Origin of the sequence: Cetobacterium sp. ZOR0034, assembly GCF_000799075.1 — a bacterium.
Classification (GTDB): Bacteria; Fusobacteriota; Fusobacteriia; order Fusobacteriales; family Fusobacteriaceae; genus Cetobacterium_A.
The window spans coordinates 1-23,128 of the sequence record NZ_JTLI01000033.1; the positions used below are offsets into that span (position 1 = coordinate 1).

General features: G+C 30.9%; 27 protein-coding genes, 1 pseudogene and 1 riboswitch. Of the genes and pseudogenes, 19 read left to right on the forward strand and 9 right to left on the reverse strand.

The window, feature by feature from the left end:
* Positions 1-116: 116 nt before the first annotated feature.
* The gene (thiE, locus tag L992_RS07310) at positions 117-752 is read right to left on the reverse strand and encodes a thiamine phosphate synthase (protein WP_047383748.1); all 636 of its coding nucleotides are present in this window, start codon (positions 750-752) and stop codon (positions 117-119) included.
* 122 nt (positions 753-874) lie between these two features.
* On the opposite strand from thiE, the gene L992_RS07315 reads away from it, so the two are divergent.
* Complete coding sequence (locus tag L992_RS07315; protein ID WP_231549767.1) at positions 875-1,531, forward strand: YitT family protein; 657 nt, start codon at positions 875-877, stop codon at positions 1,529-1,531.
* 44 nt (positions 1,532-1,575) lie between these two features.
* Here L992_RS07315 and L992_RS07320 read toward each other — a convergent pair whose 3' ends face one another.
* From L992_RS07320 to L992_RS07335, 4 genes are all read right to left on the reverse strand, one after another.
* Complete coding sequence (locus tag L992_RS07320; protein ID WP_052191792.1) at positions 1,576-2,451, reverse strand: alpha/beta fold hydrolase; 876 nt, start codon at positions 2,449-2,451, stop codon at positions 1,576-1,578.
* Positions 2,452-2,466: 15 nt separating this feature from the next.
* Entirely contained in the window at positions 2,467-3,387 is a 921-nt protein-coding gene (locus L992_RS07325) for a calcium/sodium antiporter (protein ID WP_047383746.1), read from the reverse strand.
* 13 nt (positions 3,388-3,400) lie between these two features.
* Positions 3,401-4,756, reverse strand: a complete 1,356-nt coding sequence (locus tag L992_RS07330) for an MATE family efflux transporter (RefSeq protein WP_047383745.1) — start codon at positions 4,754-4,756, stop codon at positions 3,401-3,403.
* A 72-nt stretch (positions 4,757-4,828) separates the two neighbouring features.
* Positions 4,829-5,506, reverse strand: a complete 678-nt coding sequence (locus L992_RS07335) for a flavin reductase family protein (RefSeq protein ID WP_047383743.1) — start codon at positions 5,504-5,506, stop codon at positions 4,829-4,831.
* 154 nt (positions 5,507-5,660) lie between these two features.
* Between L992_RS07335 and L992_RS13490 the strand changes: the two genes are divergently transcribed.
* The 17 genes from L992_RS13490 to L992_RS07415 all read left to right on the forward strand — a co-directional run bounded on the left by L992_RS13490 (position 5,661) and on the right by L992_RS07415 (position 19,044).
* Positions 5,661-5,819, forward strand: a complete 159-nt coding sequence (locus L992_RS13490) for a hypothetical protein (RefSeq protein WP_156110661.1) — start codon at positions 5,661-5,663, stop codon at positions 5,817-5,819.
* Between the two features lie 25 nt (positions 5,820-5,844).
* The gene (locus tag L992_RS07340) at positions 5,845-6,183 is read left to right on the forward strand and encodes a YMGG-like glycine zipper-containing protein (RefSeq protein ID WP_052191791.1); all 339 of its coding nucleotides are present in this window, start codon (positions 5,845-5,847) and stop codon (positions 6,181-6,183) included.
* A gap of 155 nt (positions 6,184-6,338) precedes the next feature.
* Positions 6,339-6,516: riboswitch (cobalamin riboswitch) on the forward strand.
* Positions 6,517-6,643: 127 nt separating this feature from the next.
* Positions 6,644-8,131, forward strand: coding sequence for a cobyric acid synthase (locus L992_RS07345; RefSeq protein WP_047383741.1), 1,488 nt, complete (start codon positions 6,644-6,646; stop codon positions 8,129-8,131).
* A complete protein-coding gene (gene cbiB / locus L992_RS07350; protein WP_047383740.1) occupies positions 8,128-9,075 on the forward strand; it encodes an adenosylcobinamide-phosphate synthase CbiB in 948 nt (315 codons plus the stop codon). Before L992_RS07345 ends, cbiB begins: the two co-directional genes overlap by 4 nt.
* A gap of 17 nt (positions 9,076-9,092) precedes the next feature.
* On the forward strand, positions 9,093-10,148 hold the full coding sequence (gene cobD, locus L992_RS07355) for a threonine-phosphate decarboxylase CobD (protein WP_047383738.1): 1,056 nt from the start codon (positions 9,093-9,095) through the stop codon (positions 10,146-10,148).
* Positions 10,145-11,473 (forward strand): cobyrinate a,c-diamide synthase, encoded by a 1,329-nt coding sequence (locus L992_RS07360; RefSeq protein WP_047383736.1) that lies wholly within the window; start codon positions 10,145-10,147, stop codon positions 11,471-11,473. Before cobD ends, L992_RS07360 begins: the two co-directional genes overlap by 4 nt.
* On the forward strand, positions 11,461-12,105 hold the full coding sequence (locus L992_RS07365) for a precorrin-8X methylmutase (protein ID WP_047383735.1): 645 nt from the start codon (positions 11,461-11,463) through the stop codon (positions 12,103-12,105). Before L992_RS07360 ends, L992_RS07365 begins: the two co-directional genes overlap by 13 nt.
* The gene (cbiD, locus tag L992_RS07370) at positions 12,105-13,238 is read left to right on the forward strand and encodes a cobalt-precorrin-5B (C(1))-methyltransferase CbiD (RefSeq protein WP_047383734.1); all 1,134 of its coding nucleotides are present in this window, start codon (positions 12,105-12,107) and stop codon (positions 13,236-13,238) included. The genes L992_RS07365 and cbiD overlap by 1 nt, the downstream gene beginning before the upstream one ends.
* Positions 13,231-13,860, forward strand: coding sequence for a precorrin-6y C5,15-methyltransferase (decarboxylating) subunit CbiE (cbiE, locus tag L992_RS07375; protein WP_047395369.1), 630 nt, complete (start codon positions 13,231-13,233; stop codon positions 13,858-13,860). Before cbiD ends, cbiE begins: the two co-directional genes overlap by 8 nt.
* A gap of 5 nt (positions 13,861-13,865) precedes the next feature.
* Positions 13,866-14,441 (forward strand): precorrin-6Y C5,15-methyltransferase (decarboxylating) subunit CbiT, encoded by a 576-nt coding sequence (cbiT, locus tag L992_RS07380; RefSeq protein ID WP_047395384.1) that lies wholly within the window; start codon positions 13,866-13,868, stop codon positions 14,439-14,441.
* Positions 14,441-15,166, forward strand: a complete 726-nt coding sequence (cobI, locus tag L992_RS07385) for a precorrin-2 C(20)-methyltransferase (protein ID WP_047383729.1) — start codon at positions 14,441-14,443, stop codon at positions 15,164-15,166. The genes cbiT and cobI overlap by 1 nt, the downstream gene beginning before the upstream one ends.
* Positions 15,145-15,906, forward strand: coding sequence for a precorrin-4 C(11)-methyltransferase (gene cobM, locus L992_RS07390; protein WP_047383728.1), 762 nt, complete (start codon positions 15,145-15,147; stop codon positions 15,904-15,906). The genes cobI and cobM overlap by 22 nt, the downstream gene beginning before the upstream one ends.
* The gene (gene cbiG / locus L992_RS07395; protein WP_047383727.1) at positions 15,906-16,892 is read left to right on the forward strand and encodes a cobalt-precorrin 5A hydrolase; all 987 of its coding nucleotides are present in this window, start codon (positions 15,906-15,908) and stop codon (positions 16,890-16,892) included. The genes cobM and cbiG overlap by 1 nt, the downstream gene beginning before the upstream one ends.
* Positions 16,879-17,610 (forward strand): precorrin-3B C(17)-methyltransferase, encoded by a 732-nt coding sequence (gene cobJ, locus L992_RS07400; protein ID WP_047383726.1) that lies wholly within the window; start codon positions 16,879-16,881, stop codon positions 17,608-17,610. Before cbiG ends, cobJ begins: the two co-directional genes overlap by 14 nt.
* Positions 17,607-18,347, forward strand: a complete 741-nt coding sequence (locus tag L992_RS07405) for a cobalt-precorrin-6A reductase (RefSeq protein ID WP_047395371.1) — start codon at positions 17,607-17,609, stop codon at positions 18,345-18,347. The genes cobJ and L992_RS07405 overlap by 4 nt, the downstream gene beginning before the upstream one ends.
* 19 nt (positions 18,348-18,366) lie before the next feature.
* Positions 18,367-18,648, forward strand: a complete 282-nt coding sequence (locus L992_RS07410; RefSeq protein WP_052191790.1) for a zinc-ribbon domain-containing protein — start codon at positions 18,367-18,369, stop codon at positions 18,646-18,648.
* 159 nt (positions 18,649-18,807) lie between these two features.
* The gene (locus L992_RS07415) at positions 18,808-19,044 is read left to right on the forward strand and encodes a hypothetical protein (protein WP_047383724.1); all 237 of its coding nucleotides are present in this window, start codon (positions 18,808-18,810) and stop codon (positions 19,042-19,044) included.
* A gap of 68 nt (positions 19,045-19,112) precedes the next feature.
* Here the strand turns inward: L992_RS07415 and L992_RS07420 are convergent, their stop codons facing one another.
* Both L992_RS07420 and L992_RS07425 read right to left on the reverse strand, forming a co-directional pair.
* On the reverse strand, positions 19,113-20,141 hold the full coding sequence (locus L992_RS07420) for a low specificity L-threonine aldolase (protein ID WP_047395374.1): 1,029 nt from the start codon (positions 20,139-20,141) through the stop codon (positions 19,113-19,115).
* Positions 20,142-20,225: 84 nt separating this feature from the next.
* The gene (locus tag L992_RS07425) at positions 20,226-21,155 is read right to left on the reverse strand and encodes a DUF523 domain-containing protein (protein WP_047395375.1); all 930 of its coding nucleotides are present in this window, start codon (positions 21,153-21,155) and stop codon (positions 20,226-20,228) included.
* Positions 21,156-21,349: 194 nt separating this feature from the next.
* On the opposite strand from L992_RS07425, the gene L992_RS07430 reads away from it, so the two are divergent.
* Complete coding sequence (locus tag L992_RS07430) at positions 21,350-22,174, forward strand: aldo/keto reductase (protein ID WP_047383720.1); 825 nt, start codon at positions 21,350-21,352, stop codon at positions 22,172-22,174.
* A 33-nt stretch (positions 22,175-22,207) separates the two neighbouring features.
* On the opposite strand, the gene L992_RS07435 is transcribed toward L992_RS07430, so the two are convergent.
* Both L992_RS07435 and glyA read right to left on the reverse strand, forming a co-directional pair.
* A complete protein-coding gene (locus L992_RS07435) occupies positions 22,208-22,549 on the reverse strand; it encodes a zinc ribbon domain-containing protein YjdM (protein ID WP_047383718.1) in 342 nt (113 codons plus the stop codon).
* Between the two features lie 92 nt (positions 22,550-22,641).
* Positions 22,642-23,128 (reverse strand): annotated as a pseudogene (glyA, locus tag L992_RS07440) (serine hydroxymethyltransferase); the annotation flags it as partial.

Sequence of the window (23,128 nt, forward strand, 5' to 3'; positions counted from 1 at the left end):
GATAGCTCAGTTGGCTAGAGCACCCGGTTCATACCCGGGCGGTCGAAGGTTCGAATCCTTTTCTAGGCACCATTTAAGAGTTTTAAGCACAGATTAATCTGTGCTTTTTTTTATTCTTAATAAGATTTAATTTTTTCATTGATTCTTTTTGTAATTTCAAAAGTATTTTTATTGCAGATTAGCTCTGATATAAGGCACACAGATTTTGCACCTCTAGATAAAACTTCTTCTAAATTATGTTCTTTTATTCCACCGATAACAGTATATGGAAGAGTGATATTTGCTTCGACTTCTTCTAGAAACTTAAGTGTTAGAGGGTTTCCAGCATCTTTTTTTGTATCAGTATGGAAAATAGGTCCAACTCCAATATAATCAGCTCCATTTTTAACGGCATCTTCAGCTTCTTGTAAATTATGAGTTGAAATTCCAATTATTTTATTTTTTCCTAGAACTTTTCTAACCTCTGAAATAGGAAGATCATCTTGACCAATATGAATTCCATCTGCATCTACAAGAAGGGCAATATCAAGGTGGTCGTTAACTATAAATATGGCGTTATATTTTTGTGTTAATTCTCTAAGCTCTTTAGCTTCTTTAAAAAGTTTTTTCATATCTCTACTTTTTTCTCTATACTGTATAATCTTCGCTCCACCTTGAAGTAGTTCCTCGCAATATGTTAAAAAATTCTTATTGTTAGCACATTCAGAGTCGGTAATAGCGTAGATACCTATAGGTAATTTAAATCTGTTCATAAAAACCTCCATATATTCTTTTTTTCATAATAATATTATACTAAAATCGAAAAAAATCAAATAAAATTTTCTTTTTAAATTAAAAATGATATAATAATTCCAGAAAAAATAGGAAGGGTATGATGATGAAACGAGAGGTATTTAAGTATTCAAAATTAATGTTAGGTCTTTTATTGTGTTCGTTAGGAGTTGTTACGATTCTAAATTCTAATTTGGGATTGTCACCATGGGATGTTTTAAATCAGGGGTTAAACAAAACAATTGGTATAACTTTAGGAGAAGCGAATCTATTAGTTGGAGCTGTTGTTGTTTTTGTAAGTATATTTTTAAAACAACCAATAGGTAGTGGTACGATTATAAACTTTTTATTGGTAGGAGTTTTTATAGATATGTACATGTATTTAGATGTAGTTCCAAAAGGAGATGTGTTAATCAAAAAGATAGCGATTTTAATTATTGGAATAATGATATTCAGTTATGGATGCTATGTCTATATATCGACTGGATTGGGTTGTGGTCCAAGAGATGGTTTAATGGTAGTTTTAACAAAAAAATCGAAATATCCATTATGGAAAATAAAAACGTGTATAGAGGTTGTTGTTCTTTCGATAGGGTATATTCTAGGTGGAAGTGTCGGAATAGGAACAATAGTATCTTCGGTTTGTGTGGGACCATTGATTCAATATTTCTTTAAAATGAATAACCAAGATATAAAACTTTTAGAGCATAGAAGTGTTGTTAGAGAGTTTCAATTCTTAAAAGCAAAAGTTTTAAAATAAAAAAAAGGGCTGAATTGTCGTAAAGACATTTTAGCCCTTTAGTTTTATAATTGTTTATTTATCCAATTTAAGATATCATTGTAAACTTCATCTTTATTTATTTCATTTAAAATTTCATGTCTAGAATCTTTGTAGAGTTTAAGGGAAAGATTTTTAAATCCCAGTGATTTATAAAAATTGAAGAGTGATTTAACTCCTCTACCATATAAACCAATAGGGTCACTTTCTCCGGAAATAATAAGAATAGGAGTTTTTTTATTCACAAAATTAAAACTATTCTTTTCATACAATGTTGACAGAAAATTCAAAAAATTATAGTAAAATTTTGGGGTATAACTAAATCCACAACATGGATCTTTTAAAAAGGTATCGACCGTTTTTTTATCTCTACTAAGCCAAGAGGAACTATTTTTTTCAGAATCTTTAATTTTTGAGTTAGCTCCGAGAAAAATTATATCATTAAAAATTTTTTTAGGATTTTTTGTAAGTAAGGATATTGATTTGAAAATAATTTTCCCTAGAAAAGTTATTCCTTTTCTTTCAAAACAACTTCCCATAAAAATATAGTTAAAAGTTTTTTTAGAATAAACTTTCATATGTTTTTGTGCTATGAATGATCCCATACTATGACCTAAAATAAATATAGGAAGGGTAGGATGTAAACTTTTAATCTCCCTACTTATATTAACTTGATCGAAAACTAGTGTATCAAAAGAACCGGTAAAAAAACCAAGAGAATCATTCTCTCTAGCTTTTTCACCATGTCCTCTATGATCAGAAAGTACAACTATATAATTATTTTTGTTTAGAAATTCTGTAAACTTCAAATATCTTTTAGAGTGTTCGCTCATTCCATGAATTATTTGGATAATCCCGATAGCGGGAGCATTATTGTTATAGATTATTTGAATTTTAATCACTTCCTTTTTTAAAAATTATTTAAAAAGAGAGTATAAATAAGCTGAATAAACAGTTAAAAATAATAAACCGTGGATTCTATTTAATCTATATTTTCTCAAAACGAAAATAAATAGTAAAAGAGATGCAACAATATTTAAAATTAAATCAATAAAAGCGCCAGAACTAATATCAATAGGTGAGATTGTAGCAGAAACTCCTAAAATAAGGAATGTGTTAAATATATTAGATCCAACAACATTTCCAATAGCTATATCAGTGTTTTTCTTAAATGCTGCAATTACTGATGTTGCAAGCTCTGGAAGTGAAGTTCCTAAAGAGACAACAGTAATAGAGATTATTCTTTCTGAGATTCCAAAATTTCTAGCTAACTCAACAGCTGAATCAACTATAAATTTTCCACCAAAAACTAAAAGAACAAAACCTAAGATTGTTATGACAATAGCAATTGGTAGGGTGTAGTTTTTAACTTCCAATTCACTCTCTTCGTTGTTTGTAACAGTTAAATATGTATTGTATAAAAGAAATAGTATAAAACATCCAAGTAAAATTAAGCCATCAAACTTACTTAAAACTCCATTTTTAGATAGAACGTAAGTTAGAATCGAGGCAAAAAGTGCGATTGGAATTTCATATTTAACAGTGTTTCTAGCAACTGTTAAAGGATATATCAAAGCTGTTATCCCAAGAATAATAAGAACGTTTATGATATTGCTTCCAATAACATTTCCTAGGGTGATAGCGGATTTTCCATTCATTGCCGAGATAACATTTACAACAAGCTCTGGTGCGGATGTCCCGAATGCAACAATAGTTAAACCGATAACAATATTTGGGATGTTAAATTTTTTAGCGATTACAGAAGCTCCATCTACAAGAAAGTTTGCTCCGAAAACTAAAAATGTAACCCCCACAAGTAAAATAAGTAATGATAACATGAGTCCTCCTAAATTAAACTAAACTTTTAATCCATTTATATGAAGTTACACGAGGATATGACATCGCACATTTAACAATCTCTTCTAAACAGATTATGAAGTAAAGTGTTGTTATAGATAATCCAGGGATAAAGTGTATTGCAGCAAAAGCTAAAGGAATGCCTATAAACCAAATTCCGATCATTTCAACCGCGATTGCATAAACAACATCTCCTCCTCCTCTTAAAGTACCTATTACTTGTATAATAGCATAAAATCTTGCAGGAATAAAGAAGGCCATGGTTTTTAATACAACATTTACATTTTTAGCAGTTTCTGGAGTTATTTTAAATATCCCAACAATAGATGGAGAGATAAAATAGAAAACGAAACCTATAAAGATTCCAAGAAGGACCCCGAATTGAGATATTTTTCTAGAAAGATTATACGCTTCCTGTTTTTCACCGGCTCCAATTTTATTTCCAATGATAATTGCTGATGCAGCTCCAATACCTATTCCAAATATGTTGAACATATTATTTATTGTAATTGCTATTTGCATAGTAGCGGTTGCATTTACTCCAAGTTGAGCATATGCAATAGAGAATGTAGAGATTCCTAGAATCCACATGATATCGTTGAAGATAACAGGAGATGCTATCTTGAAAAATTCTTTAAATTTTTGTATTGAAAGATTTTTGTAACTGTTGAATTTTGTAGCGATTACATTATCAAATTTATATATTGCAAATAGAATAAATGCTAGCTCCATAGTTCTAGATATTGTAGTTCCAAGAGCAGCTCCTGTAACACCGAGTCTAGGCGCACCGAATTTTCCAAATATAAATAGATAGTTTAAAATTCCATTGAATATAATTCCAACAATACTTCCATACATAGGTAGTTTTGTTTGTGCAGTACTTCTAAGAGCCATTGAAAATGCTAATGTTATCGATGATAAAATATAACTTACTGCAACGGTTCTAAGATAACTGACACCAAGTTGTGTAACTACTGGATCCTTTAAGAAAATATGTATTATGTTTTCTGGAAATAGTATGGCGATACTTGCAAAAAATATAGATACAACAACGGAAATAAGAAGAGATAAATCTAAAAATTCATGAATTTTTTTAATATCCTTTTTTCCCCAAAGTTGTGACATAAAGATAGAGGCACCCATACCAACTCCAGCAACTGAGTAGAAGAAAATCATATAAAATTGATTGGATAATCCAACAGCAGCAATTTCGCTTTCTCCGAGTTTTCCAACCATGATGTTGTCTAATAAGTTTAATGATGCCGTAATCAAACTTTGTAAAATGATTGGAATGGCTAGAGCCATTAACATTTTGATAAAGCTTTTTTCAAATTTAAATTTTTGAATCATATAACACTCCTTTTGTAAATTAAAGAGCAGATGGGTTATAAGCTGCCCATCTGCTCTTTTTATTTGTAATTATTATTTTTTCTTTTTTGCTTTGGTTTTAATTTTTTTCTTTGGTTTTCTAACGCTTCTTTCATCTTTATATTCAACATAAGATTTGATATGTTTATATTTCTCTATTAAAAGAGGGTTTTTAGCTACTGAGAATCCAAATTGTCCAATAGGTTTTTTAGACATTGGGAAATACTCTCCGTGGCAATAGTTTATTAAGTTAGCCCATTCGAAGTGAATCTTTCCCTTTTCATCGATTATATTTTTATTTATATGAGATCCAACAACCTCAGCTAAAAATAAATCATGAGTTCCTAGAGGTATGATTTGTTTAACTTTACATTCAATGTTTATAGGAAAATCCTCGATATAGGGTGAATTTACATGATGTCCTGGCTTTGAAGTTAAACCAAGATGTTTTATTTTATCGACATCTCTACCAGATATAACTCCACAATAGTCGGTTTCTCTAACTTGGAAAGTATTTGGAAGATTAACGGTAAACTCCATAGTTTCTTTTATATATTCATATGATAATCTTTCAGGTCTAATTGAAATTGAAAGCATAGGTGGGTTTGTACAGATAGTACCAGTCCATGCAACGGTAAAAGCATTTTCTTTACCATCTTTATTTTTAGATGTAATAACTACAGCTGGAACAGGATTTAAAACTACACTTCCTTTAAATAGTTCTTTAGTCATTTTGATTCCTCTTTCTTTAAATGTTTTATCTTATCTTTTTATTATACATCAATAATTATTCGATGTCTAGTTTCTGAAAGTAAAAAAAAGCTTGTAAAATTAAAAGAAACATTATATTAATATAGAATACTAAAAATAAAAAAGAGGTGAAAAAATGAAAAGATTAAGATGTGATGTTGGATTTGCGGATAGTTTATTGTTTTTATTAGGGTGGACACTATTAGTTGTAATAACTTTTGGATTGGCTTCACCATTCTTTTTATTCTCACTAATAAAGTTTATGATTAATAAAACTGTAATAGTGGAAGAGTAATAGATAGTTAAAAGGAGTGAATGAAATGAAAAAGATATTAATTGTATCAATATTTTCAGTTTTAATTTTATCAGGTTGCTCTAATGTAGGTTCTAATACAATAGGCTCAACAACAGTTGGTGCAGGAGCGGGAGCATTGCTAGGGCAAGCTATCGGTGGAGATAGTAAGGCTACACTTTTAGGAGCCGGAATAGGTGCAGCGGCAGGAGCATTAGTTGGATCAGTTCAGGATCAAACTCAAACGATAAAAGATGTGAATCAGCAACCGTATTACCAGCAACAACCACAATATACTCAGCCACAATATAATAACCAATATAATAATCAGCAAAATACAAAACCGTATTATAGTCAACCGTATTAAAAGATTAAAGAGCCTTCAATTGAAGGCTCTTTTTGTTATAATCTCTAACACAAATGACTAAAGATAGGTTTAAATGCATTATTTTAGTTTTGTTTATAAACGATAAATTTTAAAAATGATTGACTTGTACATTATCATTATGTATAATTATGATAAATATGTATAGTATTAATGGTTCAAGAAGTTGATTAAAAGGAAAGATGAGTGAAAATCTCACACGGTCCCGCCACTGTAAGGAGGACGAAATTAGACTAAGCCACTGTAATTTTATGGGAAGGCCTAAGAGTAGGATGAATCTGAGTCAGGATATCTGCCATCAATATTTTAAGAAAATATAAAATCTGCGGTGAACAGATTTATATTTAGATTTGTTTACATTCAATTCTAATTATAAAAATTTTATTCACTTTCGCACTTTTATATTTCCGCTAAACTTCAATTAAAGTTAGGAGAAAGATATATGAAACATAAGAATATAATGGTTGTTGGGACATCTTCAGGAGCAGGGAAGAGCATAACAGTAACGGGCTTATGTAGAGCATTTTTTAAAGACGGACACGCGGTATTACCTTTTAAATCTCAAAACATGGCACTGAACTCTTATATAACAAAATCTGGGCATGAAATGGGAAGAGCTCAAGCTGTACAAGCTGTAGCTTGTGAAGTGGATGCTCACTATACTATGAATCCTATTTTACTAAAACCAACTGGCGATAGAAGAATTCAGGTTATTGTAAATGGAAAATCTATCGGAAACATGGGTGGATTAGAGTATGGAAGTTATAAAACAGAGTTAAAAAAAGATATAATGCTTGCATATGATTATATAAAAAATAACAGTGAAATATGTGTTGTTGAGGGAGCTGGTAGTCCTGTTGAATTAAATATAAAGCAAGATGATATAGTTAATATGGGGTTAGCTGAGATGATAGATGCGCCTGTTATTTTAGTTGCAGACATTGATAGAGGTGGAGTCTTTGCTTCAATTTATGGGACAATTTGCTTGATGGAACCAGATGAAAGAGCTAGAGTAAAAGGTGTGATTATAAATAAGTTTAGAGGAAATGTTGATATATTAAAACCAGGGTTAAGTAAAATCGAGGAGCTAACAGGAGTTCCAATCTTAGGAGTTATGCCATACTTTGAACTAGACATAGAGGATGAGGATGGTGTTACAGAGAAGTTTAATAAAATAAAAAATAAAAAAGGTGAGATAAATATTTCGGTTATAAAATTGAAACATATATCAAACTTTACAGATATAGATGCTCTTTCAATAAATGAGGATGTAAATATAAAATATATTACATCAGCTCATGAATTAGGAGATGAAGATTTAATAATAATTCCAGGGTCTAAAAATACCATAGATGATTTGAAAGATATAAAAGAGAAAGGGATCGCTCAAGAGATTATAAAGCTTTCTAGAAGAGGCATTCCTATTGTGGGGATATGCGGAGGGTTTCAAATTTTAGGAGAGAGAGTTTTAGATCCGTATGGTATTGAAGGAGATATAAAGGAGCTACCTGGGTTAGGTCTTTTAGATATAGAAACTGTCATGGAAAAGGAAAAAGTTACAACTCAATACTCCGGAGTATTAAATGGTAACAGTGGTTTATTAGAAGGTATGGGAAGTATTTTTGTAAAGGGATATGAGATTCATCAAGGAGTTACATCTGGAAAAGAGATTTCGTGTACAGAGGATAATAGATTGATTGCAACAGTAAATGAAAATATATTTGGAACTTATCTACATGGAATTTTTGATAATACTGAGTTTTCTGATTTTATTTTAAATAAAATTAGAGAGAAGAAAGGTCTTGAAAAAAAAGAGTCTGAGATGGATTTTGATGAATATAGACTTCGTGAACTAGATAAATTAGAAGAAATATTTAGAGAGAATATAGACATGAAAGCTATTTATAAGATTTTGGAGGGCGAGGTATGAGCTTCACATTAAAATTTTTAATAGCGTATGTTTTAGATTTGATGTTTGGAGATCCGTATTGGTTTCCACATCCAGTTAGATTGATAGGTAACTATATAAATATAATAGAAAAAAATATCTATAAATTTAAAAATAAAAAATTTTGGGGAGCTATTATGGCTATAGTTGTTATAATTACAACGGCAATAGCTTCTTATTATATAGCTAAAAGCTCAGAATACTTAGAAATTTTCTTTCTTTATACAACTTTAGCAACAAAAAGTTTAGGAGCTGAAGGTATAAAAGTTTATAAAATTTTAAAAAGTGGCGATTTAGAAAGAGCTCAAAAAGAGCTATCATATCTTGTAAGTAGAGATACAGGCGAAATGGATGAGGTTCAAGTTGTGAGAAGTACAATGGAAACTATAGCTGAGAACTCTGTGGATGGGATAATAGCACCGATGTTTTATGCTTTTTTGGGAAGTTTAGTAATGATTGATGGAGTCTCTTTAGCATTACCTTTAGCTATGGGATATAAAGCTATAAATACTTTAGATTCTATGGTTGGATATAAAAATGAAAAGTATATTGATTTTGGAATGGCATCTGCAAAAATAGATGATCTCTTTAATCTTATACCAGCTAGATTATCAGGAGCTTTAATTATTCCAATAGCAACTTTTCTTTTGGGAATGGGAATGAAAAAACCTTTAAAGATATTTTTTAGAGATAGAAAAAATCATTCGAGTCCAAATTCTGGCCATCCAGAAGCAAGCTTTGCAGGAGCTATTGGGGTTCAGTTTGGAGGAAAGACTAGATATTTTGGAAAGCTTTATGAGAAGCCAACAATAGGAGATAAAATAAAAGAGTTTGAAAAAGAGGATATAAAAAAATGTTATAAAATTATGTTTATGACATCTTTGGTGGGAGTTGTTTTATTTAGTAGTTTAATACAATTAGTATAAAGATGGGATGTGAGAACATGGATTTACATGGTGGGAATATTTATAGATTGAAAAGAGAGGATGGAGTAGAGGTATTAGATTATAGTTCTAATATAAATCCTTTAGGGGTTCCGGAGAGCTTTAAGAAAGCAGTTATAGAAAATTTCGAAGCTTTGGAGAAGTATCCGGATATAGATTATGTAGAGTTGAGACAATCTATAGCAAACTATAATAGTTGCTCAATAGACAATGTTGTTGTTGGAAATGGAGCCACAGAAGTTTTATTTTTATATATGAAAGCTGTAAAAGCTAAAAAAGTGCTTATAATAGCTCCAACTTTTGCAGAGTATGAAAGAGCAGCAAAAGCAGCAGGAAGAGATGTAAAATTTTTCCCACTGAGTAAAGATTTTTCATTGAATGAGAATCTACTAATGGATTTTATAACTGATGAAGATGTGGTTGTAATGTGTAATCCAAATAATCCAACAGGAAAATTCCAAGATTTAGATAAAATAAAGAGGATAGCTAATTTTTTAGAAAGAAAAAATAAAAAATTATTTGTAGATGAAGCGTTTATAGAATTTGTGGACGGGTGGAAAGATAAAACTTCTTTTTTATTAAAGCATAAAAATATTTTTATATTAAGAGCTCTTACTAAATTTTTTGCTCTTCCAGGGGTTAGATTAGGTTATGGTTTAACTTTTGATGAAGCTATTTTAGAAGAGATAAGAAATATAAGAGAACCTTGGAGTGTAAATGGAGTAGCAGAGATTGCAGGAAAAACCATGTTATTAGATAATCTATACATTCACGAGACAGAGGCTTGGATAAAAAAAGAGAAGATTCAATTTTATGAGGAACTAAAAGCTTTAAAAGGAATTGAAGTTACACCAACAGAGACGAATTTTATCTTAGTTAAGTTGTTAAATGATGATGCTAAAAGTTTCAGAAAGAAGATGATAGAGAATGGTGTGCTTGTTCGTGATGCATCTAACTTTATGTTTTTAGATGAAAGCTATATCAGGCTTGCCATAAAAGATAGAAAGAAAAATGAAAAGGTATTAGAAGCTTTAAAGAAGGTGCTTGGAGAATGAAAGGATTCGTTTTAGCTGGAACAAGAAGTGGGATAGGAAAGACAACAGTTTCTATGGCTCTTATGTCAGCTTTTTCAGATGTTTCACCATTTAAAGTTGGTCCTGATTATATCGATCCAAGTTTTCATAAGTTTATAACCGGAAATAACAGTTATAATTTAGATCTTTTTTTGATGGGAGAAGAGGGAGTAAAATATAGTTTTTTAAAACATAGAAAAGAAATATCTATTGTTGAGGGTGTGATGGGGCTTTATGATGGGCTTGGAAATTCTTTGGATAACTATAGTACTGCACATCTTTCAAGGGTTTTAAATCTTCCTGTAATATTGGTGGTTGATGCGATAGGTAAAAGTACTAGTATCGCAGCAGAGGTATTGGGATATAAAATGTTGGATCCAAGAGTCAATATTGCTGGAGTTATAATAAATAGAGTTAGCAGTGAAAAATTGTATTTTATGTTGAAAGAGGCAATTGAAAGTTACACAGACATTCCTTGTATAGGATATTTAAAAAAAGATGAAAATCTAGGAATTAGCAGTAGACATTTGGGATTACTTCAAGCTGATGAGGTCCAAGATTTAAATGAAAAAAAAGAGTTGTTAAAATCGGAGATCAGAAAAACCGTAGATTTTGAAAAACTCGAAAAACTTATTGGAATAGAAACGGATTTTGAATTTGAAGATATTTTTAAAAAGTTTGAAAACAGATTCTCAGAAATAAAAATTGGAGTAGCAAAGGACAAAGCTTTTTCATTTTATTACGAGGATAATTTAGAACTTTTAAAAAGAATGGGAGCTGAACTCGTAGACTTTTCACCGATAGAGGATGAAAAAATTCCAGAAGTTGATTTTTTATATTTTGGTGGAGGTTATCCAGAAAATTATTTAGAAAAATTATCATCTAACGAATCGTTTAAAATCTCTTTGAAAGAGTTTCATAAAAATGGAGGATATATATACGGAGAGTGCGGTGGATTTATGTACCTGAGTAAGGGTATAAAAACTTTAGACGAAAAATTTTATCCGTTAGCTGAATTGATAGATTGTAGTACGAAGATGACCGGTAGATTATTTATAAGTCGATTTGGATATGTAGATGTTGAATATAAAGATTTAAAAGGGAAAGCTCATGAGTTTCATTACTCAACAATTGATGAAGTTGGACAGTGTGAAAGAGAATTTAAGTTAAAGAAGTTAGATGGAAGAGAGTGGTTATGTGGATATAGAAATAAAAATTTAATCGCAGGATATCCTCATCTTCACTTTTTTAAAAATATGGAGATATTAATTGAAATTTTAGAAGGAGCAAAAAAATGTCGTATATAAAAAAACCACAAGATATAGAGATTAGAAGTTTTGAGATAATAGAGGAGGAGTTAGGGAAAAAGGCTGAAGAGTTTTCAGCACAGCATCTTCCTGTAGTAAAAAGAGTAATTCATACAACTGCAGATTTTGAATATGCAGATTTGATAGAGTTTTCTGAGGATGCAGTAGAATCTTGTTTAGAAGCTTTGAAAAAAGGTGGAAAAATATATTGTGATACAAATATGATTGTAAATGGACTTAGCAAAATTACATTAGATAAATTCAATTACTCTGCATATTCATTAGTAGCAGATAAAGATGTTGCAGCAGAGGCTAAAGATAGAGGAGTAACAAGATCAATTGTAGGAATAGAGCATGCTGCAAAGGATCCAAATACAAATATATATCTGATTGGAAATGCACCTACAGCATTGTTTAGATTAAAAGAACTTATAGATTCAGGAGAGGTTGAAAAACCAGCGCTGATTGTAGGAGTTCCAGTAGGGTTTGTAGGAGCAGCTGAATCAAAAGAGATTTTACCAGGAAGTGGAATTCCGTATATAATCGTAAAAGGAAGAAAGGGAGGAAGTCCAGTAGCTGTATCAATTCTTCATGGTATTTTATACCAGTTATATAAGAGAGAAGGATTTTAATGAATAATGACTTACGATCTGGATATACGACAGGAACATGTGCTACAGTAGCTGCTTTAGCCGCTTTAGATTTACTTCTAAAAAGTGAGATAGAAAATAACTGTATATTTACAACTTTGAATGGAACAACGATAGATATTCCTATAAAAGCTAAGAAAAGAGTTGGAGATTGGGCAAGAGGTGTTGTAATTAAAGATGCTGGTGATGATCCTGATGTAACAAACGGAATAGAGATTTGTGCTAAAGTAAAAGTTGTAGATGAGTTACCAGATATTAAAAAAGCTCACAAATTCAATAATATACTTTTGGTCGGAGGAAGAGGTGTTGGAGTTGTAACTAAAAAAGGTTTAAAAGTTGAACCAGGTAAGTCAGCAATAAATCCAGGTCCTCAAGAGATGATAATAAAAGCATTAGCAGAACTTTTAGAAAGTTGCGAGATGAATCATCTAAAGTTACTAGTTTATATCTATGTTCCAAAAGGTCGTGAAAAAGCTTTGAAAACTTTTAATGGAAAGTTAGGAATTTTAGGTGGAATATCTATTTTAGGTTCCACAGGGATTGTTAAGCCGATGAGTGAAGAAGCACTACAAAATTCGATGTTTGCAGAGCTTAAAGTTTTAAAAGAAAATAGTGATAGAGATTGGGTACTATTTTTATTTGGAAATCATGGAAAACAGTTTTGTATAGATAATAATATAGATATTGGACAAAGCGTTGTTACGAGCAATTTTATAGGATTTATGATAGATAGTGCTGTAAAACTAGGATTCAAGAGAGTTATGCTTATAGGGCATATAGGAAAAGCTATAAAAGTAGCTGGTGGAATATTTAATACTCATAGTAGAGTAGCAGATGCACGTCTAGAGGTAATAGCTGCAAATGCTGTTTTGATAGATGAACCAAGAGAAAATATATTGAAAGTTTTAGAGTCGAATACAGCTGAAGAGGCTTGTGAGTATATCTCTGAAAAAGAGAGATTATTTAATCTTATTGCTAATAAGGTTTCTAAGAGATCTTCAGAATTCTCTAGAGAGACTTTAAAATTTGAATCAGTATTGTTTAATTATAAAGGGGATATTTTAGGTTCGAGTGACGGATTTTATAAGATGGTAGAGGAGTTAAAAAGTGAATAAAAAATTATCAGTTTTAGGTCTTGGGCCAGGGAACTTAGATTACTTAACAAGAGCTGGATTTAAGTTGATTGCAGAATCAGAGATAGTTATTGGTGGTGAGAGACAGTTAGAAGAGATAGATGAACTTTTAACAAATCAAGAGAGATATGTTATGAAAAAGCTGGATTCTATGAAAAAGTTTGTTTCTGAAAACTTAAATAAAAATATAGTTTTTATAGTTTCAGGGGATACAGGATACTATAGTTTACTTACATATTTGAAGAAAAGTTTTCCAACAGAAAGCTTTAATGTAATTCCAGGAATATCATCGTTTCAATATCTTTTTTCAAAGTTAGAGATGACTTGGGAGCACTATCGATTATTAAGTGTCCATGGCAGAGAGAATGATTACGTAAAAGCTTTGTATGAAAGTAAAGATGGAGTTGTGCTATTGACTGATGAGAGTAATAATCCAATAGAGATAAGCCGTAATTTAGTTCAAACTGGATTTGATAATATAGAAGTGATAGTAGGAGAGAGGCTATCATATTCAGATGAAAAAATAAGTAGATTTTTAGCACAAGAGTATGAACAAAATATTAGAAAATATGAGATGAATGTTACAATTTTAAGAAAGGTATGATGAGCATGGGACATATTTATGACAAAGAGTTTATTCAGAGAGAGTTACCTATGACAAAGCAAGAGATTAGAGCAATCTCTATAGCAAAGTTACAATTGAAAGATGATTCTATTTTGATAGATGTTGGAGCTGGAACAGGGACAATTGGTATAGAAGCAGCAACATACTTGAGAAATGGAAAAGTTTTTGCAATTGAAAAAGAGGAAAAAGGGATAGAAACTCTGAAAGAAAATATTCAAAAGTTCAGATTAGATAATATAGAAGTTTTAGTAGGAAGGGCTCCCGAAGTGATTCCAACTATTGAATACGATAGAATGTTTATCGGCGGTTCAACAGGATCGATGAAGACTATATTGGAGCATTTTTTAAAGTATTCTAAAAGTGATGCAAGAATAGTTATAAATGCAATAACTTTAGAAACTTTAGCGGATGCTACAAAACTATTGAAAGAGTTAAATTTTAAAAATATAGAGGTTGTAAATGTTGTTGTATCGAGAGGGAAAAATATAGGACCATACACGATGATGTATGGTGAGAATCCAATATATATAATAACAGCAAACAAGGAGGAAACAGAGTAATGTCAACAGCAAGATTTTATGGAATTGGAGTAGGAGTAGGAGATCCGGAAATGATAACTTTAAAAGCTATCAGAGCATTTAAGGAGTTAGATGTGGTGGTGTTGCCTGAAGCTAAAAAGGCTGAAGGAAGTACAGCTTATGAGATAGCAAAGGAATATCTGAAAGATGGAGCAGAAACTATGTTTGTTGAGTTTCCTATGTTGAAAAGTGTAGAGGCGAGAAAAGAGTTCAGAAAAAAGAATGCCGATATGATTTTAGAGCATTTAAAAGCTGGAAAAAAAGTTGGATTTTTAACAATTGGAGATCCGATGACATACAGTACATATGTTTATATTTTAGAATATTTAGATGGAGAGATTCCGGTGGAAACAATTCCAGGAATATCGTCATTCTCAGATATGTCTTCAAGATTTAATCTACCTTTAGTTATGGGAGAGGAATCATTAAAAGTTATATCTTTAAATGCTGAAACAGATGTGATTCATGAGATCAACTCAGCGGATAATATTGTATTTATGAAAGTTTCAAGAAACTTCGATAAATTGAGAGCTGGATTAGAGGCTACAGGAAATTTAGAAAATGTAATTATGGTTTCAAATTGTGGAAAAGAAACTCAGGCTATAAATTTTGATTTAATGAAATTAGAAGAGGCTGACATACCTTATTTCACAACATTAATACTTAAAAAGGGCGGTATCAATCAATGGAAAAAGTTTATTTCATAGGAGCGGGACCAGGGGATCCTGAGTTAATAACTGTAAAAGGGCAAAGATTAGTTAAAGAAGCAGATGTAATTATATATGCGGGATCATTAGTACCAAGACAAGTTATAGAGTGCCATAAAGAGGGAGCCGAGATTCACAACTCAGCTTCAATGACTTTAGAAGAAGTTATAGATGTTACAGTAAAAGCTGTGAAGGCTGGAAAAAAAGTAGCTAGGGTTCACACAGGAGACCCTGCAATTTTTGGTGCTCATAGAGAACAGATGGATATGTTAGATGAGCACGGAATAGAGTATGAAGTAATTCCAGGGGTAAGTTCGTTTTTAGCTTCTGCAGCAGCAGTGAAAAAAGAGTTCACACTTCCTAGCATCTCTCAGACTGTGATATGTACAAGATTAGAGGGAAGAACTCCAGTTCCTGAAAAAGAAAGTTTAGAATCTTTAGCGTCGCACAGAGCATCAATGGCAATATTCTTGTCTGTTCATATGATAGGTGATGTAGTAAAAAGATTAGCAGTACACTATCCGATGACTACTCCTATAGCAGTAGTTCAAAGAGCAACTTGGGAGGATCAAAAGGTTGTATTAGGAACTTTAGAAACTATAGAAGAGAAAGTGAAAGAGGCGAATATAACTAAGACAGCTCAGATTTTAGTTGGAGATTTCTTGGGAGATAAATACGAAAAGTCTCTTCTTTATGATAAGCATTTTACACATGAGTTTAGAAAAGGGATAGAAAAGTAATGAGAATAGCTATTTGGACTGTGACAAGAGGAGCGGTTAAATCAGCTTTAAAAATAAAAGAAAAAAATCCAGAAGCTGATGTATATTCTTTAAAAAAATTCAATGTTGAAAATAGTTTAGGAATGGATGATTTTACAGCGACTTTAAATAGTAACTTTAAAAATTATGATATTCATATATTTATAATGGCGACGGGAATAGTTGTAAGAAAGATAGCGGATTTAATAGAATCAAAAGATATTGATCCTGCAGTTTTAGTTGTAGATGAAGGAATGAGATTTGTAATATCGTTATTATCAGGACATCTTGGAGGAGCAAATAATTTTGCAGAAGTTTTAAATAAGCAGCTTCAATTGGTTCCCATTATAACGACAAGTTCAGATGTCACAGGTAAAATAGCAGTGGATACTCTTTCTCAAAAGTTAGATTCGGATTTAAAATCTTTGGAAGATGCAAAAAAAGTAACAGCTTTGATTGTAGATGGTAAAAATGTTGAACTCAAACTTCCTAAAAATATATCAGACGAAAATCCAGAGGGAATCATTGTGGTTTCAAACAGAGAGAAAATAGAGATGGTTCAAATGTATCCTAGAAACTTAGTGATTGGATTGGGTTGTAGAAGAGGTATATTAAAAGACCAGATTTATGAATTTTTAATGGAGATTTTAAAAAAACACAATCTTTCATATAAAAGTATAAAGCATTTTGCGACTGTAGATTTAAAAGCGGATGAAGTCGGTTTGATTGAACTGGCAAAAGAGTTAGACAGAGAGTTGAAAATAATTGGTAGAGATGAGATATTAAAAATAGAGGATATGTTTGATGGCTCAGATTTTGTAAAAAAAGAGATAGGTGTTAGAGCGGTTTCAGAACCGTGTGCATATCTATCATCAAAAAAAGATGGAAAATTTGTAGAGATGAAGGCAAAAAAAGATGGAATGACAATTTCTATTTACGAGGAGAGATTTATATATGAAAAAAGGTAAGATATATGTAGTTGGAATAGGTCCAGGAAATATGGAGGATATAACAATAAGAGCGTATAGAACTCTTAAAGAGGTAGATGTAATAGCTGGATATATCACATATGTGGATTTAGTAAGAGATGAATTTTCTGATAAAGAGTTTTATGTATCAGGAATGAAAAAAGAGGTTGCTAGATGTGAGGGAGTTTTAGAAATAGCTAAATCTGGAAAAGATGTAGCTCTTATAAGTAGTGGAGATGCTGGAATATATGGAATGGCTGGAATAATGATTGAGGTTGCTCAAAAAGAGGGGTTCGAAGTTGAAATAGTTCCAGGAGTGACATCTTCAGTAGCTGGAGCAGCTATAGTTGGAGCACCGCTTATGCATGACCATGCAACAATAAGTTTAAGTGATCTTTTAACTGATTGGGATGTAATTACAAAAAGAGTAGATGCAGCTGCATCAGGTGATTTTATAATCTCTCTTTATAATCCAAAAAGTAAGGGAAGAACAACTCAGATAGTTGAAGCAAGAGAGATAATGTTAAAGCACAAAAAGCCAGAAACACCGGTGGCTTTATTAAGACATGTTGGAAGAGAAGATGAAAACTATACATTGACAAATCTAGATGAGTTTTTAAATCATGAAATAGATATGTTTACTGTTGTAATAATAGGAAACTCGAAAACATATATATCTAACGGTAGAATGATAACACCAAGAGGATATCATATATGATTTGGGTAATAGGTGGAACAAAGGACTCTAGAGATTTTATAGAGTCCTTTCCTTTTAAAGAGAAACTAATAGTAACAACAGCAACAGAGTACGGTGGAAAACTTTTAGAAGATGTTAAGGATATAAAAGTATTTTGCAAAAGAATGGATTCTATAGAGATGGGGATATTTATAGATGAGAATATGATAGAAAAAATAGTAGATTTATCTCATCCTTATGCTGAAGAGGTATCTAGAAATGCTATTGCTATTTCAGAGGGGAAAAAAATAGAGTATATAAGATTTGAAAGAGAAAATTTAATATCAGAAGAAGGTGTTGTAGAATTTTCAGAAATTGAAAGCTTGATGAAATACTTAGAAAATCTTTCTGGAAAAATTTTAATCACATTAGGAAGTAATAATTTACATAGGTTTCAAAATATAAAAAATAAAAATAATATTTTCTTCAGAATACTTCCAAAGTGGGAGATGGTAAAAAAAGCTGAAGATTTTGGAATACTTCCCAAAAATATAATTGCTATGCAGGGACCATTTTCTAAAGAATTAAATCTTGCAATGATGAGGCAACTTGATATAAAATATATGGTAAGTAAAAAGGGTGGAGATACAGGTGGAGAAAGAGAGAAAATAGAAAGTGCAAAAGAGATTGGGGTAGAAACTATTTTACTATCTAGGCCAAATGTGGATTATCCAATAGTTTTTTCAGATTTGAATAAACTTATACAATATATTATATAAATGAAAAGGGGGAGTTTTTATGGTATTTATAGGAATATTTGGAGTAAAAAGTTCAGAAGAAAAATTAAGAGATGTTGATTTTGAGTGTACAGGATGTTTATCAAAAAAGATGGAGTTATTTGCTTTCAGAAAAGTGTTTGAATTCTTTTTCTTGCCTGTGATAACTTTGAAAAAAAGTCATATTATAGCTTGTAAATCTTGTGAAAGCAGTTATAAACTAAAAGAGAATAAAATGGAAGAAATTCTTCTTAAAGGTAAAGTTAAGTATGAAGATGTAGAGGAAATAATAAAAGAGTATTAAAAAAAGATTAAGTGACAGTTTACTAAACATTTAAAATAAGAATACAATGCATATATAGTATATATAATTGTAACATTAAATATTTATATAATGAGATTGACATTTTAGATCAAAAACTGTATATTTAGATTATATGAAATATGTGGAGGCAGATTTAAAATGAATAAAAAAATTGTATATATTGTAGTGGGATTGTTATTAGCAATTAATATATATGCAAAAGGTTTAAAAAAAGAGAATGGTTATTATTCAACTTTGGAAAATTCTGTGATTAGTAAAACTACAGAGATATTTAACTATGGAAATCAGATATCAACTGTAAAAGCTATTAGTGAGAAAAATCTTACAGATGTAAGTGAACAAAATGTAAATTTTGTTATAAATAAAATGAGATAAACGTTTTTAGATGATGTGGAATAAAAGAAAAGGAGGCTAAGTAGACATAGCCTCCTTTTTCTATGATTTTAATTTTTTAATTCTTTTAAAACTTTAATAAATTTTGTAACCTCTGTTTCTAGAGTGGCCCAAGAAGTAACTAATCTGATAGCTGAGTTATTTTCATCAATTTTTGTCCATCTATAGAAAGAGTAATCTTGCTCAAGTTTTTCGATAATTTTATTTGGAAGAATTGGGAATAACTGATTAGTAGGGGAATTGATTAAGAAATTAAATCCTAAATCTTTGATTCCGTTATGTAAAATTTCTGCCATTATATTTGCGTGAGTAGAAACTTCAAGATAAAGATCATTTTTGAAAAGCTCAGAGAATTGGATTCCAAGGGCTCTTCCTTTAGCTAAAAGTCCACCTTTTTGTTTTATATTAAATCTAAAATTACTTTTTAATAAATTGTTTGAAATGATTAATGCTTCTCCGAATAAGGCTCCATGTTTTGTTCCACCAATATAAAAAGAATCTAAAAGAGTAGCAAAATCTAAAAGAGTTAAATCGTTCTCTTTAGCAACTAGAGCTGATCCTAATCTAGCTCCATCCATATAAAATAGTAAATCATTTTCTCTACAGAATTGACTTAGTTCTTCTAATTCATTTTTTTGATAAATAGTACCAATCTCTGTAGGGTTTGAAATATAAACCAACTTAGGTTTAACTGCATGTTCACTAGAGTGAGCTTCAATAACCGGTTTGATATCCTCAACTCTTAATTTACCATCATTTACATTTACTGCAATAACTTTATGTCCAGTTGCTTCAATTGCACCAGTTTCATTTACAAAAATATGCCCAGTATTAGCAGAAATAACGGCTTCGTAAGGTCTTAAAAAGGCGGATATAGCAATCAGATTTGTTTGAGTACCACCAACAAGAAGATGAATATCAATATCCTCCTTATTAATTTTATTTTTTAAAATATGGATAGCTTCGTTAGTGAATTCATCTTCACCATATCCAGCTTGTTGAATTAGATTTGTTTCAATTAAGGTTTTTAATATATTAGGATGAACTCCTTCACTATAATCATTTTTAAAGCTGTACATTTGATCCTCCTTCATATTTAAATTTATTTATTGTGTTTATTTTAAATATAAAAGCTGTAAATGTCAAAGTGTTTTTCGAACATTTTATCTTTCAGGTTTATAATTAATAGGTGAACTTCTAAAAAAACCGTTTGTTTTTCGAACTTCAATCTCTATTCCTAAAAGTTCTTGAGCTATATGAGTCATATTTCTTAAAATGTTTGGTTCATAAATTTCAGAAACTTCTATTCCATTTTTTTTCTTTAAATCGACATAATTTTCCCAAAGGTGTTTTTTGATATTCTCTAATTCTGCTGGTTTTCTCAGTAGATTCAAAATTTCTAAAGTAATTTTTTCATAAGTTTCAGGAGATGCTTCTTCTTCTGATTTTAGAATCTCTCTTACTTCATCTCTTATATGAGTTCCTTCCTCTTCGTGTAATTCATAAAGAACATATTTTACTTTGTCCCAGATATCTTTTAAGATCTCTTTCGAATTTACGGTTTGCTCTTTTATCCAAACGAAAGCAACTAATCTTCTTTTCCAATCCCACCAACGAACAGGACTTTGTAAATCAATAGAGCTGATTAAAAAAACATTTTTTTGGAGTAGAAGAGCACCAAAAACTCCCGGAGGATTTCCAAGGCGTTGATTTTTTAAACTAGTTCTATAAACTCCACAAGAGGGACTTCCCTCCATAAAGATATAAGCGTCTATCTCAGCTCGCTCAAGAGTTTCAAGACAAGCTAAAGCTCCCTTTTTAATCATCTCGTTTCTATTTTGTCCCTCTTTATTTTTAATATTTGCACGACCTTCCCAGAAATCAAAACCATTTCCACCAGAAAGTTTAATACTCGGTCTAGGAACTCCCATACCACTCATGACCTCAGGACAAACAGGAGTCCAAATAAATTGTCCACGATCTCTTCCAAGATATTGAGTTAAATCTATTCCTTTTCCGTTATATCTAACTTTTGAACCGAATTGGCAGGCTGCAATGCCAAGCTTCAATTTTCTTTTTAAAAGATTCTCCATAAATTTCCCTCCATTTAAATTTGACAAACTTCTATGTAAAGATTATACTCAGATTAAGAATTAATTCTTTTATATTTAATATTTAAAACTTACTTTAAAGTAAGTAACTTACAAAAATGTGTCTACTTGCAAAAAATTAAAAAAGTGAGTACACTTAAAAATATTTGAAAAAAATATAAGTGAGGGAGGATTAAATGTATAAATTAAATAATGGAGTTCTAATTCCAAATGTTGGATTTGGAACTTGGCAAATGAAAGATAAAGAGCAATGTAAAAATGCAGTTAGAGTGGCCTTAGAAACAGGGTATAGACATATTGATACAGCTGCTATCTATGGAAACGAAGATGCCGTAGGAGAAGGAATAGCTGAATTTTTAAAAAATAGTGAAACAAAAAGAGAGGATCTATTCATAGTTACAAAAGTTTGGAATACAGATCAAGGATACGAAACAACTTTAAAGGCTTTTGAAATATCTTTGGAGAAATTAAAATTAGATTATATAGATATGTATTTAGTTCATTGGCCTCAACCTAAGAGTTTAGATAGAACATGGGAAACTTGGAGAGCTTTAGAAGAGCTTTATAAATTAGGAAAAGTAAAAGCAATAGGTGTTTGTAATATGAAAGAACATCATTTAAAGTATATAATGGAAAACTTTGAAATAGTTCCAGTTGTGAATCAAATTGAATTACATCCTCATTTACAACAAGTAGAATTAAAAAAATTCTGTGATGAAAATGGAATTTTAGTTGAAGCTTGGAGCCCTTTAATGCAGGGAGCTTTAGACCATGAAGGATTAAAGAGAGTAGCTCAAAAGAATGGAAGAACAGTAGCTCAAGTAGTTCTTAAGTGGCACTTACAAAATGGATTGTTACCACTACCTAAATCAGTAACACCATCTAGAATTAAGGAAAATTTTGAACTTAATTTTGAATTAGATAAAGATGATATGGATTATATAAACTCTTTAAATAAAGAGGAAAGATTAGGTCCGGATCCAGATGAAATAACATTCTAAATTATAAAAAATAAGGTCGTGCATTGCACGACCTTAGATTTTTTTTACAAACTCAGACTTTAATTTCATAGCTCCAATACCATCAATTCTACAATCGATATTGTGATCTCCTTCAACTAATCTGATATTTTTTACTTTAGTTCCAATTTTAACAACTGATGAACTTCCTTTAATTTTTAAATCTTTAATAACAGAAACTGTATCTCCATCAACTAGAAGAGTTCCGTTAGCATCTTTTACAATAAGAGAGTCATCTGCTTCTTCAGTAGCAGCCTCTGCTGACCATTCGTAAGCACACTCTGGGCAAACAAATAGATTTCCATCTTCATAAGTGTATTCTGAATTACACTTTGGGCAATTAGGTAAATTTGTCATAATATTTTCTCCATTTCTATATAATAATATTTATATTATAAAACAAAATTAATAAAAATTCAAGAAAACAAAATTTTAACTAAAGAATTGTATTAGTTTTTATATAAAGGGAATTTATCACAAAGAGATTTAATCTCTTCTTTAACTTCATTTAAAATCACATCATCATTCATATTTTTTAACGTTTTTACAATCAAGTTTCCAATAATTTTCATTTCATCTATTCCCATTCCTCTTGAAGTTAGAGCGGGAGTTCCGATTCTAATCCCACTAGTGATGAATGGACTTTTAGTATCATAAGGAATTCCATTTTTATTGACTGTGATATGAACTTTTTCCAATGCTTTTTCTGCATCTTTTCCAGTTATATCTAAAGAGGTTAAATCTAATAGAATAAGATGATTATCAGTTCCACCACTCACCACTCTAACTCCATTTTTGATAAGAGTATCAGCTAAAGTCTGAGCATTTTTTATAACATTCTTCCCATAAGTTTTGAATTCAGGAGATAGAGCTTCTTTAAAAGCCACAGCTTTTCCAGCAATAATATGAACTAAGGGCCCGCCTTGAATTCCAGGG